General features: G+C 55.6%; 18 protein-coding genes. 14 read left to right on the plus strand and 4 right to left on the minus strand.

The annotated features are described in order from the left end of the window. From ABJK70_RS09175 to nfi, 3 genes are all read left to right on the plus strand, one after another. Positions 1-390: PfkB family carbohydrate kinase (locus tag ABJK70_RS09175; protein ID WP_347257824.1), on the plus strand; the 390-nt coding region annotated here is incomplete at its 5' end. After that, positions 387-1,181: a nucleoside triphosphate pyrophosphohydrolase gene (gene mazG / locus ABJK70_RS09180; RefSeq protein ID WP_347257825.1), complete on the plus strand. Its 795-nt coding sequence runs from the start codon at positions 387-389 to the stop codon at positions 1,179-1,181. The genes ABJK70_RS09175 and mazG, both read left to right, overlap by 4 nt. A gap of 275 nt (positions 1,182-1,456) precedes the next feature. Then, a complete protein-coding gene (gene nfi / locus ABJK70_RS09185) occupies positions 1,457-2,119 on the plus strand; it encodes a deoxyribonuclease V (RefSeq protein WP_347257826.1) in 663 nt (220 codons plus the stop codon). 32 nt (positions 2,120-2,151) lie between these two features. On the opposite strand, the gene ABJK70_RS09190 is transcribed toward nfi, so the two are convergent. Together ABJK70_RS09190 and ABJK70_RS09195 are read right to left on the minus strand one after the other, a co-directional pair. Then, a complete protein-coding gene (locus tag ABJK70_RS09190) occupies positions 2,152-2,382 on the minus strand; it encodes an acetyltransferase (RefSeq protein ID WP_086133032.1) in 231 nt (76 codons plus the stop codon). A 91-nt stretch (positions 2,383-2,473) separates the two neighbouring features. Continuing rightward, positions 2,474-2,674 carry a hypothetical protein gene (locus tag ABJK70_RS09195; protein WP_077728335.1) on the minus strand — a complete coding sequence of 67 codons (201 nt, stop codon included), beginning with the start codon at positions 2,672-2,674 and terminating at the stop codon, positions 2,474-2,476. 285 nt (positions 2,675-2,959) lie between these two features. Here ABJK70_RS09195 and ABJK70_RS09200 point away from each other — a divergent pair, with 285 nt between their 5' ends. The 7 genes from ABJK70_RS09200 (at position 2,960) to ABJK70_RS09230 (ending at position 11,756) form a co-directional block, all read left to right on the plus strand. Then, positions 2,960-3,271, plus strand: coding sequence for a hypothetical protein (locus ABJK70_RS09200; protein WP_133716313.1), 312 nt, complete (start codon positions 2,960-2,962; stop codon positions 3,269-3,271). 211 nt (positions 3,272-3,482) lie between these two features. Next, positions 3,483-4,046 carry a Tfp pilus assembly protein FimT/FimU gene (locus ABJK70_RS09205; protein WP_347257827.1) on the plus strand — a complete coding sequence of 188 codons (564 nt, stop codon included), beginning with the start codon at positions 3,483-3,485 and terminating at the stop codon, positions 4,044-4,046. Continuing rightward, positions 4,043-4,549, plus strand: coding sequence for a type IV pilus modification protein PilV (gene pilV, locus ABJK70_RS09210; protein ID WP_347257828.1), 507 nt, complete (start codon positions 4,043-4,045; stop codon positions 4,547-4,549). Before ABJK70_RS09205 ends, pilV begins: the two co-directional genes overlap by 4 nt. Next, the gene (locus ABJK70_RS09215; RefSeq protein WP_347257829.1) at positions 4,546-5,706 is read left to right on the plus strand and encodes a PilW family protein; all 1,161 of its coding nucleotides are present in this window, start codon (positions 4,546-4,548) and stop codon (positions 5,704-5,706) included. The genes pilV and ABJK70_RS09215 overlap by 4 nt, the downstream gene beginning before the upstream one ends. Before the next feature lie 7 nt (positions 5,707-5,713). After that, on the plus strand, positions 5,714-6,256 hold the full coding sequence (locus tag ABJK70_RS09220) for a PilX N-terminal domain-containing pilus assembly protein (protein ID WP_347257830.1): 543 nt from the start codon (positions 5,714-5,716) through the stop codon (positions 6,254-6,256). A gap of 24 nt (positions 6,257-6,280) precedes the next feature. Further along, entirely contained in the window at positions 6,281-11,248 is a 4,968-nt protein-coding gene (locus ABJK70_RS09225; RefSeq protein WP_347257831.1) for a PilC/PilY family type IV pilus protein, read from the plus strand. Between the two features lie 34 nt (positions 11,249-11,282). Then, entirely contained in the window at positions 11,283-11,756 is a 474-nt protein-coding gene (locus ABJK70_RS09230) for a type IV pilin protein (protein WP_347257832.1), read from the plus strand. A 56-nt stretch (positions 11,757-11,812) separates the two neighbouring features. Here the strand turns inward: ABJK70_RS09230 and ABJK70_RS09235 are convergent, their stop codons facing one another. Continuing rightward, positions 11,813-12,109, minus strand: a complete 297-nt coding sequence (locus tag ABJK70_RS09235; protein ID WP_347257833.1) for a SelT/SelW/SelH family protein — start codon at positions 12,107-12,109, stop codon at positions 11,813-11,815. A gap of 91 nt (positions 12,110-12,200) precedes the next feature. Next, positions 12,201-13,007 carry a sulfite exporter TauE/SafE family protein gene (locus tag ABJK70_RS09240; protein WP_347257834.1) on the minus strand — a complete coding sequence of 269 codons (807 nt, stop codon included), beginning with the start codon at positions 13,005-13,007 and terminating at the stop codon, positions 12,201-12,203. A 68-nt stretch (positions 13,008-13,075) separates the two neighbouring features. Here ABJK70_RS09240 and ABJK70_RS09245 point away from each other — a divergent pair, with 68 nt between their 5' ends. The 4 genes from ABJK70_RS09245 to ABJK70_RS09260 all read left to right on the plus strand — a co-directional run. Beyond that, entirely contained in the window at positions 13,076-14,320 is a 1,245-nt protein-coding gene (locus ABJK70_RS09245) for a multifunctional CCA addition/repair protein (protein WP_347257835.1), read from the plus strand. Between the two features lie 13 nt (positions 14,321-14,333). Further along, positions 14,334-15,296, plus strand: a complete 963-nt coding sequence (locus tag ABJK70_RS09250; RefSeq protein ID WP_347257836.1) for a hypothetical protein — start codon at positions 14,334-14,336, stop codon at positions 15,294-15,296. A gap of 130 nt (positions 15,297-15,426) precedes the next feature. Next, positions 15,427-15,705 carry a hypothetical protein gene (locus ABJK70_RS09255; RefSeq protein ID WP_077730970.1) on the plus strand — a complete coding sequence of 93 codons (279 nt, stop codon included), beginning with the start codon at positions 15,427-15,429 and terminating at the stop codon, positions 15,703-15,705. Continuing rightward, the coding region (locus ABJK70_RS09260; protein WP_347257837.1) for an HAD family phosphatase at positions 15,702-16,360 on the plus strand (659 nt) is incomplete at its 3' end. The genes ABJK70_RS09255 and ABJK70_RS09260, both read left to right, overlap by 4 nt.

The following is a 16,360-nucleotide window of genomic DNA, read 5'->3' on the forward strand; positions in this document are numbered from 1 at the left end:
ACCTGGGTGACCTTGAACGACTACGAAGCGCAGCTCATGCAGGATCGCACCGGTCTCGCGCCGGAAGAACTCGCGCAGCGCGTCGAAGCGCTGATCGTCACCAAGGGCGCACAAGGATCGTTGATCTATGCCAATGGCATCCGCCACGAAATACCGCCGGCAAAGCCGACTGCAGTGCTCGATCCGACCGGTTGCGGTGACGCCTACCGCGCCGGGCTGATCTACGGCCTTCTGGAAGAATTCGACTGGCCCACCATAGGCCGTATCGCCTCGTTGATGGGAGCCATCAAGGTCGAGACCTTCGGCACCCAGAATCACAGCTTCACCCTGCATGCGTTCAAGGAGCGCTATCGGGAAAGCTTCGGCTGCGAGCTGCCCGATCGGATATGACGAATATCCAGCGGCTGTTGGACATCATGGCGCGCTTGCGCCATCCCGAGACGGGGTGTCCCTGGGACTTGCAGCAGGACTTCGCGAGCCTCGTACCCTACACCTTGGAAGAGGCGTACGAGGTCGCCGATGCGGCGGAGCGCGGGGATATCGAGGATTTACGCGAAGAATTGGGCGATTTGCTTTTGCAGGTCGTTTTCCATTCGCGGATCGCCGAGGACCGCGGCTTGTTCACTTTCGAAGACGTGGCCGGCGCGATCAGCGAAAAGCTGATACGCCGTCATCCCCATGTTTTCGGCGAGACCATGTTCGAGACCGATGCCGAAAGGCATGAGTATTGGGAATCATCGAAAGTCGCCGAGCGCCGGGAAAAAGGCAAAACGGAGCAGGACGAAAGCGCTTTGAGCGGCATCGCGGCGAATTTGCCGGCGCTCGTAGCCGCGCAGAAATTGCAGAAGCGGGCCGCGCGGCACGGCTTCGATTGGCCCGACATAGGGCCAGTTTTCGCCAAAGTCAGGGAAGAATTGGACGAGCTCGAGGCCGCCTGCGCAACGGGCGACCAAAGCCATATCCGGGAAGAAATCGGCGATTTGCTGTTCGTCGTCGTCAATCTCGCCCGGCACCTCGAGGTCGATGCCGAGACGGCGCTTCGGAGCGGCAACCGAAAGTTCATCAACCGCTTTCGCTATATCGAAAAGCAATTGTCGGCACGGGGAAAATCCTTGACTGAGTCCACACTGGCCGAGATGGACGCCTTGTGGGATGAGGCAAAACGAAGTTTGTCAGATTAGGCATGTAGGATGCGCTGAGGTACGACAAATCGGCAAGATCGCCGATTTGCACGGAGAGCCGCCCGGAGGGAGCCGGGCAGGATAGCCCGGCATGAACCGAACCGCATCAATCGCGAACGATGCCTGTCCTGAGCTCAGTCGAAGGGCGCTTCCCTTCGTTCAGCACATCCTACGAATTTGTTCGGGTCTACACCTTGGACGTAGGTCGGCAATCCTTTGCCGACAAACCCGCTGACGAAGCCGAAAGGTTTAATCCACCAAAATGGACGTTGAAGTTGAAGCTACGACACGAACACCCCTGGGATGTCACACCGCAAGAAGCGATCGCCATTCAGAAACGGCTGCGAAACCTCGTCAGTTTGCAGGACGAATTACCGGAAACGGTCCGATGCGTAGCCGGGGTGGACGTCGGTTTCGAAGAAGGGGGCACTGTCACGCGAGCTGCCGTGGCGAAGTTGAGTTTCCCCGAGCTGGAGTTGATCGATAGCGCCGTCGCGAGGCGGCCGACTTCGTTTCCTTATATTCCGGGCCTTCTATCCTTCCGGGAAATTCCAGCCATCTTGGATGCCTTGCAAGCTTTGCGAGATCTGCCGGATTTGATGCTGGTCGATGGTCAAGGCTATGCGCATCCTCGCCGCTTGGGCATAGCCTGTCATTTGGGGGTACTGACCGATATCCCGACGATAGGCGTCGGAAAGACACGGCTCTTGGGTGTTCATGGCGGCGTTCCAGACCGGCGCGGCGCCTGGGTTCCCCTTTTGGACAAAGGGGAGACCATCGGAGCCGTGTTAAGGACGAGGCAGGGCGTCAAACCGGTTTACATCTCGCCCGGCCACCGTGTCGCTTTGCAGACGGCCGTCGAATGGGTAATGCGCTGCACTAAGCGTTACCGCTTGCCCGAAACGACGCGGCATGCACACCGCCTCGCTTCGGGATAACGAATGCGAAATTCTCGTAGCTCCGCGTGCTCTTACGGTTTACTTGCGGGGAGTTCCTTGTCCCGATAGTGGACATCCGTCCAGCAAACCGGAAGCTCTTCGCCTGACGGAAATACCAATTCGGTCTTCGGGAATTTTTCGGGATCCTGCATCTCTTCGCCCCAATGCAAGCGCCCGACTATGTTTTTATGTATCGGATTGACCAAATCGTTGAGACCGAGAACCTCGACCAGATGTCCATTCTTTTTCAGTTTGAGAAACATGGCACATGTCTCCTCTCAGGAATGAATTCGTTTAAAGGCTCGTCATCCGTGGATTGAATTCTACTGTAGAGCGATTTTGGGCGCGATGCAATCACTCGGAACGTTCGCCGCCCCAAAGAGATTCGATGCCCCAGTAAACCAACTGCGTCAAAACGACGCCTACCCCGAAACCGCCGATAAAAAACTCCGACGCATGATGCTGCATGGTGGTCGCGAGAAACTTGCCGGTAAAAAATCCAACTACCAGCGACAAGCCGATACGCAATCGTTTGAATATTTCTTCTGTGTTCATGGCTGAGCGAACTTATAAAGTTGAATGAGAAAGTTCTCGGGCAAACTTTAACCTAGAAGCGACAATTGGACGCAGTCGACGTCGTTTCTCCGCTAAGTGGCTTAAGGACTGGCTCCAGCCCGCGGCAATCCACGTTTTTCCCCGGTACTCCGAAGTTTGCTGGGTGAGTTAGGTGCGCACCGGGACGGGGCGCCGGCTGAACTTCATCGGCCGTAACGAAATCTTAGTGATTACACTGACAGACGAAACGGGTTCGCAAAGATGCCGGTATCCGACGAGTACACCTTGAATGAACTGACTGCGTGGTTCCGCCGGCGGCTGGATGAACTGAGAATCCATTTCGACGACGAGCCACTCAGTTACGAGGCCAATACAGCTTACGATATCGCCTTTTATCGTCTTCTGGCGGAAGCCCGAGACGCATGGCTGGCGCGTCACGGTTACACTCCCACGCCGGGACAGCTCACCAAAGCCTTCTTCAACGCGGAATTCGAACGCTCGCGCGAACAACGCCTTGCCAAGCGCAATTGGCTGTCGCGCGCCATTTGCCGATTGTTTCCTTTCAAGGTGTCTCGAAGGCCGTTCCACGTGAAATAACACCTGCCCGACCTTTTCTTCTTCAGTTCCCTCGGCACACACGAGAGCCCATCGAAAACAAGAGATCCGCTTGAATTCGGTAATTCGAGCGCATCCCTTTGATCATCGGAGGGCAACAATCCGCCCTATCCTCTTCTTGCGGCTGTTTTGAACGCGCCGCTCCATCACGGCCGTTCGTCGGATAAATCCTACCGATTGTCGGCTTCTGCCGATGCAGCGAAAAAGCGCTGCTATAACTATCGGCATGAAAACAGATCATGAAAACGGTTTTACATTAATCGAGCTGATGGTCGCCGTATCGGTGCTGGCTATCGTCTTAGGGATTGGTGTGCCAGGATTCCAAGAGTTGATACAAAATAACCGGATAACAACACAGGCGAACGAGTTTGTCGCAGCACTAAATTTCGCCAGAAGCGAAGCCATAAAACGCGGAATACGAATAACCCTATGCAGAAGCTCCGATGGCAGCAACTGCAGTGACTCCGGAAATTGGGACCAAGGCTGGATAGTGTTCGTCGACACCAACAACAATGCTTCCGTTGACGGAGGCGAACCGATCCTAAAAGTCTATTCGAGCCTGCGTGCTTCGACGTTGAGCGGAAACACGAACGTCGCCGGTTACGTCTCCTATGTCTCCTCTGGCTTTACCCAACTGACTTCCGGAGCCTTTCAAGCCGGGACGTTCACGCTTTGTCCCGACTCATCAGGTAGCGGACGCTCCATTGTAATCAACGCAATGGGGAGGACCGCGGTAAGCAAGGCGCCATGCTCATGACCATGGCTAAGCATTTATCTCCTCTCACGCGTGCAAGCGGCTTCACCTTACTCGAAGTCTTGATCGCGGTGCTCGTGCTCGCAATCGGCCTCTTGGGTATGGCGGGTCTTCAGGTGGCGGGACTTCGCAACAATCAAAGCGCGTATTACCGTTCGCAGGCTACTCAACTGGCGTACGACATGGCCGACAGGATACGCGCGAACCCGGTCGGACTGAATAACGGAAACTACAACAACCAAGTAGCTACCAATGACGACTGCGCGGCTAATGCCTGCTCTGCCGCTCAAATGGCTGGTTACGACCTGGCGCAGTGGAGCGCGGAATTGGCTGCGCAACTACCTAGCGGTACCGGCGTCGTGTGTATCGACGGCACCCCTAGTGATGGCGAGGCGGACGACCCGGCTTGCGATAACGACGGAGCGGCTTATGCCATCAAGGTCTGGTGGGATGACGACCGCTCGGGTGAAGCCAATCAACGTTTTGTTACGAGTTTCCGGCCATGAATCTCTTCTCAATCCGTTTCACTCGGATCCACCACCCTCGCCGCGCGGCACAACAGGGTGTGTCGCTGGTGGAAATCATGGTTGCCTTGGTTGCGGGGCTAATTCTGATCGGCGGAGTAGGCCAAGTTTATCTTTCCAACAAGCAGACGTATCGGGTTCAGGAGGCTCAGTCCAGGTTGCAGGAAAACGCCCGGTTCGCCCTAGAAATAATGTCGAAAGACATACGAATGGCAGGCTTTATGGGCTGTATTAGTCGTGTGCCGAGCATCAATAATACTTTAAATGGCCCACCGCCAAGTTTCGATCCTGGCGATGGCATTCAAGGCTGGGAAGGCAATGGAACGGGCTATGGTACTGCTGTTCCCATTGAGATCAACGCCGCACCTGTGAACGTAGCTATTGGAGCCGCAGTCGGGCAGTGGAGCGCCGCTGGCGGCAATACCCTGGATGCGACCACCGCCGTGCCCAATTCAGATATCTTCCGGATCTGGCGTGGTGGAGAAAATCCGGCACTCATCAATAACATAACTCCGGGAGCGAACACGGTTATCAATACTACACCCAATGCCGATACGGCTGACGGCGATATTGTGTTGATCAGCGACTGTCAAAACGCGGATTGGGTACAAGCCTGTAATGTACAGGCCATTGGTGGTGGGATAACAATTGATCACACGTTATCGTCTGGCTGTACGCCGGGAAATATTACGGCTTTACCCGTGCTAACTAAGAGTGGCGGCGAACTCGTAAAGCTTGTCAGCAATATCTACTACGTTGGCAAGCGCAATGATGCCGCGGCAAACGAACCGGCTCTATTCCGAAAACCGTTGCTGGGTTCCAGCGCATCAGGGGGGCAAAACTCTGCTGCCGCTGGTGCTGGCGAGGAATTGGTGGAAGGTGTCGAGAATATGCAGATTCTTTATGGCGAAGACACCGACTCGGACGGCACTCCCAACCAATACGTCGCCGCCAGTGCCGTCGCCAACTGGAGCAATGTAGTCAGCATGCGGTTGAGCATTCTGATGCGCACAGCCGAAAACAATCTGACCACCGAAGCCCAAGGCTACTCCTTCAACGGCCAATCCGCCATTGCCCCCGATCGGCGCCTTAGACGGGTTTTCACCACGACTGTCACTCTCCGCAACCGACTGCAGTAATCGCCCCATGAAACACATCCCATCCCGACGGCTGACATATCCGCTCGAACAGGAAGGCGGTGCGCTGGTCGTTAGCCTTCTTATCCTTCTGGTTATGACCCTCATCGGGGTCACCGGTATGCAGGTTACATCACTGGAGGAGAAGATGGCGGGCAATATGCGCGATCGGAATTTAGCGTTTCAGGCTGCCGAATCGGCTTTACGAGCGGGAGAGGCAAGTCTTACGACGGCGACCTTACCGATGTTTTCCTGTGCAGACGGCTTATACAAAGCAGACGACATCGATTGTAACAATACCAAAGAGATGACCCGCGTCTGGGATGCCATTAATTGGAGTCCAGCGCAGGTGATTACTTTTACCGGGGGAACGCTGACTGACATCGCAGCTGATCCCGCCTATATCATCGAGGAACTCCCTGCCGTTCCGGAGGCGGGTGCCAGTCTGGAAGCCGGTGTGCCAAGTGAAGCTAATTATTACCGCGTCACAGCACGCGGTATCGGCGGCACTGAGAATGCCGTCGTCATGGTTCAGTCAACTTACAAGCGTTAATGCCACGCAATACGGGATGGGGCGATGATGAAAATTCAGGTTCAGAAACGCAGCATATGGAAAAAACTGCTTTTGGTACTCTGCGGCAGCGCGCTCGGTTCCTTGCTTACGTTAACTGCTACTGCTGGTACGATTGCTCAGTCTCCATTATTTGTAGGAATCAGCGCTCCGCCGTTGGTCATGCTGACCATGGGGCGAGACCATAAGCTCTATTATGAGGCTTACAACGATGCGTCCGATCTAAATGGCGATGGCGTGCTGGAAATCCGTTACGACCCAGCTATCGATTACTACGGATACTTCGATTCGTACAAGTGCTACAGCTACAGTTCGAATATATTTGTTCCGACCGTCACCACTGCCAACAAAAAGTGTAGCGGCGCATGGAGCGGCGATTTTCTGAATTACCTGACCACATCTCGCATGGATGCTCTGAGAAAAGTGCTATTCGGCGGTTACCGCAGTACCGATAGTACAACGCAAACCGTTCTCGAGCGAGCGTATATTCCTCAGGACGCCCATAGCTGGGGGAAGGAATACACTAGTGTCTCGGTCGACGGTTATGACATCACCGAATACACCCCCCTCGCTCTTCCGGCTTCAGGTACCCGCCATCTATTTGCCAACACGACGCTGCTCAACACGACCGACCCTCTGCTCCGCGTATTGACGAACAGCTCGTACCGGATATGGGAATGGGTGTCGATCGAAAGGCCCGTGGCGGGAACACAATGCGCTACGGGAAACAATGTCCGTGCAAACTGTGCGGTAGCGGGTGGAACCACCTGGCAAATCGTGCCAGCGAGTTATTTTTCAGGGTTAACTCAAACGACGTACAACACCACTGGTTATGGTGTATATCCGAATAATACTGCCGAATTCAACTCGTTGGTCTCCGCGTACGGAATTCCTGCAAAGCTATTCGGCAGCGGATCTGTGTCGAACATCAACGGCAGCGGCAATCCCTTTGGACAGGACGATGACTATCTCACGATATTTCAGGGCAATTTGGTAATTCCTAGCGGAGAAAGTGGTGTCTACACGTTCGCTGTAGATGGCGATGATGCCATCGACGTGATTATTGATGGTGCCGTAGTCGCGAGTTGGTATGGCGCACACGGTAACTGCAACCCCAATAGCTGCACGCCTTATTCGGGAAGCGTCACGCTCACGGCTGGGACACATAGTATTGTCTTTCGTCACCAAGAACGAAGTGGCGGTGATAACTATCACTTGTATTGGCAGAAGACCGTGCCGACATCGGCGATGACCGATTACAACGTGCGCGTCCAAGTCTGTACGAGTGGTCTTCTGGAAGACAATTGCAAAGGTTATACCTCGGATGGCACGACCATCTATAAACCGACGGGATTGCTGCACGAACACGGTGAAAACGACTCGATGATGTTCGGTCTTATCACCGGTTCCTACACCAAGAATACGTCTGGCGGTGTCCTACGCAAAAACGTTCTCTCATTCACTAATGAAGTGAATCCAAGCACCGGGCAGTTTGTTTCCGGCTCGGGCGGTATTGTGGAAACGATTAGTAAACTGAAAACAGTCGGGTTCGGCGGAGATTATCAATACAACCAAAACTGCGGAGTACCGGAAGTCAATAACCCGCTAGCGGAGGGACGCTGCCGAATGTGGGGCAATCCTATCGGCGAGATGATGTATGAAGGTTTACGATATTTTGCCGGCAAAGCGTCTCCCACCACCGACTTTTCAAGCGGTGTCAATAACAGCGGTACCGACGACAATACGCTGGGGCTACCCCAACCAAATTGGCTGAATCCATACACCGGAAACATGGGAGCCAACTATTCTAATGGCTATCCTACTTGCTCAAAGCCGAGCCAGTTGGTGATCAGCGACGTTAACCCGTCGTACGATACGGACAAGCTGCCTGGCAGTTATTTCAACAGTTTTTCTGGGGACTTGACGGGGTTAAACGTGTCAAGCTCTGCTGACACGATTTGGGCCGGGGAGACTGAGACAACGGATATCTTTATCGGCCAATCCGGAAGCACCTATGACGGCGCGCCTACGCCAAAAACCGTTACCAGTTTTAGCAATATTCGTGGGCTAACACCCGAGGAACCGACGAGGCAGGGCGGTTATTATTCCGCAGCTGCCGCTCTATTTGGCAAAACTAACGATCTCAATAATGTCAGTGGCGACCAGAAAACCGATACCTTTTCCGTAGCTTTGGCTTCACCGTTGCCGCGGATTGAGATTCCTGTTGACGGAAGCACAGTTACGCTGGTGCCTTTCGGAAAAACCGTCGGTGGCTGCGGTAGCTTCAGTTCCGCTGCGGGTTCGTATCAACCGACAAACACTATCGTCGATTTCTATGTCGACACCATCAAGAACACCGGGGCGGCGAATCAGGATGCTACCGTCAATGACGGGAGAGCCTATGGCAAATTCCGTATTAATTACGAAGATTCTGAATATGGCTCCGATCACGACATGGACGCGATCGTGGAATACACGTTCACCGTCAACAGCGACGGTACAGTTACTGTTAGCCTGAATTCGAACTATGCGGCGGGCAGCTGTATCCAGCACATGGGATATGTCATTTCCGGAACCACCGCAGATGGTACTTATTTGGAGGTGAGGGATTCCGATACGGCGTCGGATGTCGATTATTTCCTCGACACTCCACCCGGCGAGCTACCCGGAGGAACCTGGCAAGATAATCAGTCGCTGCCCTTGAATGCAACGCGAACATTCACTCCGGGAGCGGCGACCGCATCGTTCATCAAACACGATCCTCTTTGGTATGCAGCGAAATGGGGCGGCTTCTTTGACAAGAAAGAACCTTCCACCAACCAAGGCAACAATCAACTGGACAGCGACGAGTGGGATCTCGACGGTAACGGCTCTCCGGACAGCTATTTCCTGGTGACGAATGCCGGACAATTAAACGACCAATTGACCAACGCTTTCAACGAAATCAAGGGCCGTATAGGGTCAGCAGCGAGTATTGCCACGAACTCGACGCGTCTGGATACAGGCACACTGATTTACCAGGCGAAATTCAACAGTACGGATTGGAGCGGTCACTTACTTGCGTTTTCGATTAATGCAGATGGCAGCATCAATGATGCCGACAGCAATGGCGTCATCGATGATGACGATGCCGTATGGGATGCAGCGGCCGGTATCCCATCAGAGTCTACACGCGAAATCTTCTCCTACGATCCGACGGCCGCAGGAACCAAAGGAATCAGCTTTACCTGGGCGAATCTGAATGCTGATCAAAAAGCCGCCTTGGATAGCGAGGATTTGGTCAATTTTCTCAGAGGCGATCAGTCCAAAGAGAAAAATAGCGGCCCATTCAGAAAGCGCACTCAGCTCTTGGGGGACATAATCAACTCCGATCCGTGGTTTGCCGGAGGCGAGAACTTCGGATATAGCATTCTTCCTGAAGGCGCAAGCGGCGTATACGAAGCTTTTCTCACCGCCAAAAAGAATCGGACACGGATGCTTTATGTCGGAGCGAACGACGGCATGCTGCATGCGATCAACGCGGGTACCTACGATTCCGACACGGGCTTGTTCGATTTAGGCAACGGCCAAGAAGTCTTCGCTTATGTTCCTAACGCCGTGATCAACAGCAATTTGGCTACGCTAGCGAGCGACGCATATGCCCACAAGTATTTTGTGGACGGCTCGCCGCGTGTGGGCGATGCCTATGTCAACGGCGCCTGGCGTTCGGTTCTTGTGGGGACGACCGGCGCTGGCGGACGGGGCGTGTTTGCGCTCGATGTGACGACACCCGGCTCCTTCGACGCTACCAACGTACTTTGGGAGTTTACTAGCGATAACGACACCGATCTTGGTTATACCTTACCTCAGGTTTCGATAGGACGAATGGCGAACGGCCAATGGGCGGCCATTGTCGCCAACGGTTACAACAGCACAAGTGACAAGGCCGTTCTTTTCATCATAAATCTCGCTGATGGCAGCCTTATCAAAAAAATCGACACCGGAGCAGCGGGAAATAACGGTCTTTCGACACCCATTATCGTCGACAGTAACAATGATCGGATCGTGGATTACGTTTATGCGGGCGATCTACACGGAAATCTTTGGAAGTTCGATGTGACCAGCGCCAATACCAACGGTTGGGGGGTGGCTTATAAAAATGGCTCAACGCCAGAGCCCTTGTTTGTGGCGTGCAGCTCGAACGCTACGCCTTGCACGGGCGCAAACCGGCAGCCGATTACCGCAAAGCCGCAAGTAGGACGGCCTGGAGGGGACCAAAATGGCGGGCTCATGGTTTACTTCGGTACGGGTAAATATTTTGAGGAGGGCGACAATGTGGTTGGCGCTAGTCCCCAAGTGCAGACATTCTACGGCCTCTGGGACCGAAACACCGGCAATAGAAATACGGATGTCATCGATGGAAGCCTTCGGACCGGCGCTACCTCGGTCTTGCAAGAGCAGACCATAGATCACGAAGTAACTTTGGGGTTTTTCGACCTGCGTGTCAGTTCGCAAAATGATGTCGATTATGATGAAAAAAGCGGCTGGTTCATGGATCTCAAAAAGCCGCCGCAGCCCGGCACGGCTGAGGGCGAGCGAGTAATCAGCGCACCGCTACTCCGCGGTGGGCGAATTATCTTCACTACACTGATCCCTTCCGCCAACCCGTGCGATTATGGCGGTACCGGTTGGCTGATGGAAGTGGATGCCATAACTGGCGCTCGGTTACCGAATACCGGAGCACCTTGGGACGTTTACGGAGAAGGCGGCACGCCGGATGGGCAGATAAACTCTCAGGATTTGGTAGACATAGGCGGCTCTGATTACGCACCGTCCGGGAAGAAGTCAAGCATAGGTATCATCAAGACACCTGGTGTGATTTCTGCTGGGGAGAAGGAGTACAAATACACAAGCGGCTCGAGTGGCAGCTTGGAGGTCACCACCGAGTCTGCCGGCACCCCCATGGGTAGGCAGTCTTGGGCGCAAATAAAGTAGTCGGGGAGAGATGTATGCTGGTGGGGAATCAAACATGATCAGATTCAGAGCTCGGTTCGGTTTTACCCTAATCGAACTTATGATTACCGTGGCGGTTGTGGCTATTTTGGCCAGCATCGCCTATCCGAGCTATCAGGCTCAACTCAGGACTAGCCGAAGGGCTGACGCCCAAGCTTCGTTGATGGAGCTTCAAAGTTTCATGGAACGCTTTTTTACCGAGAATAACTGCTATGAGAACAAGGGCGCCGACGGAAGCTGCTCAAGTTCGGGCGACAACGCCGATCCGGACTTGCCGTTTACGGTTTCACCCAGATCGGGCACAGCCTATTACAACTTGGCGCTAACTGCGGCTACGCCGAACAGCTATACGCTCAGAGCCACGCCGGTAGCAGGCGGTCCACAGGCAAACGACGGCATGCTGGAGCTCGACCAGACGGGTGCCAGGCGGTGGGATAAAAATAACGACGGTGATTTCGCTGATACCGGCGAAACAACTTGGGCAAAATAGCCGTGTTGGGAAGCAAGCCGACATTCACACAATTCGACTGCAAAGTTCGGATACCTTCAATCGTTCAATTTATTCTTTTTATCGCTGTGTCCGAGATGTTTTTCGGGCACGATTTCATCCCTTACCCGCTGTTTAAGCTCTTTCGCTTCGGGGAAGCGTCCCTCTTCCTTTCGGGACCATAGCACCGTGTTCCCGTGGCGCACTTCGAATACTCCGCCCGTGCCGGGAATCAGCGCCACTTCGCCGATCTCCTCCTCGAACGTGGTCAGAAGTTCCTGCGCCAGCCAGGCTGCGCGCAGCAGCCAGCGGCATTGAGTGCAGTATTCGATTTCGATGCGGGGTTTTGCGGTCATAGTTTCTCTCTCTTTGTAGGTCGGAAATCCCTTCCCGACGCAGCGGATTTGTCGGCAAAGGATGGCCGACCTACGGCACTTAAATTCAGATTCAGGGTTGAATGGCCTGCCAAAACAGTTTGACTCCCACGATCAGTACGACGATCGCGAACATTCGCCTGAGTTTCCGCGTCGGTAGCCGATGCGCGAGTTCAGCGCCGAGCGGCGCGAACGGAATACTGGTCGCCACGATGCCGGCAAAGGCGGGCAGGTAAACATAGCCTAGACTCCAAGCCGGCAACACTGGTTTTTCCCAACCCAGGGCAATATAGGTCAGGGAGCCGGCGACCGCTATGGGAAAACCGCAGGCGCTGGAGATGGCGACGGCGTTTCGGATCGGAAAATGGCATCTGACGAGAAAGGGCACGCTCAGTGTCCCGCCACCTATCCCGAGGATGGAAGAAACCGCGCCTATCCCTAAGCCGGCGGCTGAATATAGCCACCCGCTTGGCGTTCGACTTTGATCGCTTTTAGTCTTCACATCGATTAGAAGACGAGCGGCAACATAAAGCAGAAAAAGCGCGAAAATCAGTTTAAACCAATGTGCCGGCAATCGGTCGGCGATGATCGAACCGAGGATGGAGCCGATCAGTACGCCGGGTGCCAGCCGGAACACCGTACGCCAGCGTACCGCACCGAGGCGATGATGCGCATAAACCGCTGAAATGGACGTGACCACGATGGTAGCAAGCGAAGTCGCCACCGCCATGATCATGACGGAATTCGGTGGAAAGCCCCGTATTGAAAAAAACCAGACCAGAAACGGCACGATCACGACCCCTCCGCCGATCCCGAACAAGCCGGACAACACGCCGGCCAGGCTGCCGAAAGCCAGGTACAGTCCCAGTTCTTCCCACATGCGCTGCTCATCCGCGTTTAAAATAGGGGCCGTATGCTAACAGGAACCGGGGTCCAAGCTAAAAATCCATGAAAACTTATCTTGTCGGCGGTGCCGTAAGGGATAGCCTGCTCGGGCGACCGGTGGAGGAACGCGACTGGGTGGTCGTGGGCGAAACGCCGGAAAGCATGATTGCCCGAGGTTTTAAACCGGTCGGCAAGGACTTTCCCGTGTTCTTGCATCCAGAGACCCGTGATGAATACGCGCTCGCCCGCACGGAGCGGAAAACCGCGCCGGGCTACCGAGGCTTCGTCGTTCATGCCGAGCCGGACGTGACGCTGGAACAGGATCTGCTCCGCCGCGACCTGACCATCAACGCCATGGCCCTGGACGAGGAAGGCCGGCTCGTCGATCCCTATGGCGGCGCACGGGATCTCAAGGACCGGATTCTGCGCCATGTTTCGCCGGCATTCGGCGAAGACCCGGTGCGCATCCTCCGAGTGGCCCGCTTCGCTGCCCGTTTCGCGCAGCTCGGTTTTCGGGTGGCGGCGGAAACGTCCGATCTGATGCGGGGCATGGTGGCCGCCGGCGAAGTGGACGCTCTGGTGCCGGAGAGGGTTTGGGCGGAACTCGCCCGTGCCCTGTCCGAGCCGACTCCCAGAGCTTTTTTCGAGGTGCTGCGGGAGTGCGGCGCATTGGCCAGGCTGTGCCCGGAAATCGACCGGCTGTTCGGTGTCCCGCAGCCCGCCGAGCATCATCCGGAGATCGACACCGGTATTCATACCTTGCTGGTCCTCGACCAGGCGGTCCGGCTGAGTCCCGACCCGGTAGTGCGTTTCGCCGCCCTGACTCACGACTTGGGCAAGGGTTTGACGCCCAAGGAATTGTGGCCGAAGCATCACGGCCACGAAAAACTCGGGCTTGGCGCATTGGAGAGCCTTTGCCTGCGGCTGAAGGTGCCCAATGCCTATCGCAAGCTGGCTGAAAAAGTGATGCGCTACCACGGCCATTGTCACCGGGCGCTCGAACTGCGCCCCGCGACCGTGGTGGATTTGTTGCAGCGGCTCGATGCGCTCCGAGCCCATGCCTCCATGGAGGGTTTTCTTCTCGCCTGTGAAGCCGATGCCAAGGGCCGCCCCGGCTTCGAGAATCGGCTTTATCCGCAAGCCGAATGGCTGCGGACGGCGCGGGAAACAGCTCTGGCGATTCCGGTTCAACCGCTGTTGGAGAAAGGATTCAAAGGAGAGAGTCTGGGCCGAGAGCTGCGCCGGCAGCGGATCGACGCCGTGACGTCGTGTCGGCGGCAATTTTTGGAAAGCCGAAATTCCGGTTGAATGTAGCGTGGCAATGAATCCAAAACCTGCCGACATTTATCAGCCCCGCGATTTCATCGAAACCCACGAAGGGCTGATTTTCGCCGTCGTGGACGGGATGCTCGAGGATGATCGCGTGCTCTGTTTTCTTCGATACGCGCCGATCGGAGGAAAGCTCGCCAAAATGGGCACTGACGAAGCCAATGCTTACCTGCAAGCTCGGGCGCCCCGGTATCTGTTTTCGTCGAAGCGGCTGGACGCACGACTTCATGCCGTGCCGCAGGAAATCATATGCCGCCATCTCCGACCGCGGGATCGCGTGCAAGATTTGCTGAACTCGGTGCCACGAGACGAAATCGAGCGGAAAGCGATTCGATTGCTGCAAAAATTCGGTGCCTGCGGGCTGGACTTGGGCCGGGTCGGTTTGACCGGCTCTTTGTTGATCGGCGCGCAAACGCTGAAGTCCGATCTCGATTTCGTCATCTACGGACGTGAAGCGTTTTTCGAGGCTCGCGAGATCGTCGGACGCTTGATCGAGGCCGAAGAACTGCAAGAGCTGGACGATGCGGCATGGCGCGACGCCTACGACCGGCGCGGTTGTGCGCTCACGTTCGAGGAATTTCTCTGGCACGAGCGGCGCAAGTTGAACAAGGCGCTGATCGACGGGACAAAGTTCGATATCACCTTGGTGGACGAACTACCGTCCAAAGCATCGGGCCCCGTCCGCAAGTTGGGGCCGATCCTGCTTCGGACCCAAATAGCGGATGCGGCATACGCGTTCGACTATCCGGCCGTGTACCGATTGACGCATCCCGAGCTCACGGAAGCGGTCAGTTTTACCCACACCTATGCGGGCCAGGCCCTGACCGGAGAAACCGTCGAGATTTCGGGTCTGCTGGAAGAATCGCACTCGGGGCAGCGGCGCATCGTAGTGGGTTCCAGCCGAGAAGCTGCGGGGGAATATATCAAGGTGGTGTCCGAGCGGCGAACGCCCTGAATCCGAATAGGCAAACGTCATTGCGTTTGTTACATTTCCGCCCCTGCATCCCTTAAACCAATTATCGATATATAGAGATCGCGAAAGAACCGTCGCACGGGGGTTTTTCACGAACTCGGAGGAGAAAATTATGATCGGTGGCGTCATTTCGGTGCTGGTTTGCATATGGTTTTATCGCACGGCGCTGCGTCTCAACCTCAACGTGCTGCAATGGATCGTCGGCGCTTTGATCGTCTACTACGGAATCAAGGCGATCTGGATGTACGCCATCCTCAAGCCTTTGCTGGGCGGGTCATTCACGTATTACAGCGCGACCGCCGGCATCATGATGGAGGTGTCGGGCGCCCTGCTCGGCGCTTTGGGCGCTGCGCTGTTTCGCAACCTGGTCATGCTCAAGCAGGCCCGATGACTTTTGCCCGTGCGCGGTCGGCGCTTCCCGATTTCCGGGCGGTCATTCTTGACATGGACGGTCTGGCCCTAGACACCGAATCGACTTATTGCCACGCCTGGCGTTCGGCGGCGGCCGATCTGGGCTTCGATCTGAGCGAAGAATTCTGCCTTGGGTTGTTCGGCCGCCATGCCGATGACGTGGAACGGGCGCTTAAGACTGCACTTGGCGATGCGTTCGATCGCAGGTCGTTTCATGAATCCGCCGAACGCCACTGGCGGCGCTATCTCGACGAACACGGCATAGGGCCGATGTCGGGCCTGAAAGAGCTGCTCGCTATTCTGCGACACCGGGCGATTCCCTATGCGCTGGCTACCAACAGCGACGGTCCGTATGCATGGGAGTGCCTGCGGCTGTCGGGTATGGAAAAGACCTTTCAGGTTGTCGTGACCCGCGACCAGGTCGAACGGGGGAAACCGGCGCCCGACCTCTTTCTCGATGCGGCGAGACGTTTGAATGTTCCGCCGGACCTATGCCTGGTGCTGGAGGACTCGGAAACCGGCCTGGAAGCGGCCCGTGCGGCGGGAACTGTTCCGGTTCTGATTCAACGGCGCCACGAAATCCGCCGGAAACTGTCGAAGTGGGCGGCGCTCAGCTTTCCTAGCTTGCTAGATCT

The sequence above is a fragment of the Methylocaldum sp. genome (assembly GCF_039794385.1).
Lineage (GTDB): Bacteria > Pseudomonadota > Gammaproteobacteria > Methylococcales > Methylococcaceae > Methylocaldum.

Excerpts from the sequence above, each read along its gene's own strand:
- ABJK70_RS09255 (WP_077730970.1), top strand. The coding sequence starts at position 15,427 with ATGATCGGTGGCGTCATTTCGGTGCTGGTTTGCATATGGTTTTATCGC.
- ABJK70_RS09215 (WP_347257829.1), top strand. The coding sequence starts at position 4,546 with ATGAATCTCTTCTCAATCCGTTTCACTCGGATCCACCACCCTCGCCGC.
- ABJK70_RS09230 (WP_347257832.1), top strand. The coding sequence starts at position 11,283 with ATGATCAGATTCAGAGCTCGGTTCGGTTTTACCCTAATCGAACTTATG.
- ABJK70_RS09245 (WP_347257835.1), top strand. The coding sequence starts at position 13,076 with ATGAAAACTTATCTTGTCGGCGGTGCCGTAAGGGATAGCCTGCTCGGG.
- ABJK70_RS09190 (WP_086133032.1), bottom strand. The coding sequence starts at position 2,382 with ATGTTTCTCAAACTGAAAAAGAATGGACATCTGGTCGAGGTTCTCGGT.
- ABJK70_RS09235 (WP_347257833.1), bottom strand. The coding sequence starts at position 12,109 with ATGACCGCAAAACCCCGCATCGAAATCGAATACTGCACTCAATGCCGC.
- ABJK70_RS09225 (WP_347257831.1), top strand. The coding sequence starts at position 6,281 with ATGATGAAAATTCAGGTTCAGAAACGCAGCATATGGAAAAAACTGCTT.
- ABJK70_RS09220 (WP_347257830.1), top strand. The coding sequence starts at position 5,714 with ATGAAACACATCCCATCCCGACGGCTGACATATCCGCTCGAACAGGAA.
- mazG (WP_347257825.1), top strand. The coding sequence starts at position 387 with ATGACGAATATCCAGCGGCTGTTGGACATCATGGCGCGCTTGCGCCAT.
- pilV (WP_347257828.1), top strand. The coding sequence starts at position 4,043 with ATGACCATGGCTAAGCATTTATCTCCTCTCACGCGTGCAAGCGGCTTC.
- ABJK70_RS09205 (WP_347257827.1), top strand. The coding sequence starts at position 3,483 with ATGCAGCGAAAAAGCGCTGCTATAACTATCGGCATGAAAACAGATCAT.
- ABJK70_RS09240 (WP_347257834.1), bottom strand. The coding sequence starts at position 13,007 with ATGTGGGAAGAACTGGGACTGTACCTGGCTTTCGGCAGCCTGGCCGGC.
- ABJK70_RS09250 (WP_347257836.1), top strand. The coding sequence starts at position 14,334 with ATGAATCCAAAACCTGCCGACATTTATCAGCCCCGCGATTTCATCGAA.
- ABJK70_RS09195 (WP_077728335.1), bottom strand. The coding sequence starts at position 2,674 with ATGAACACAGAAGAAATATTCAAACGATTGCGTATCGGCTTGTCGCTG.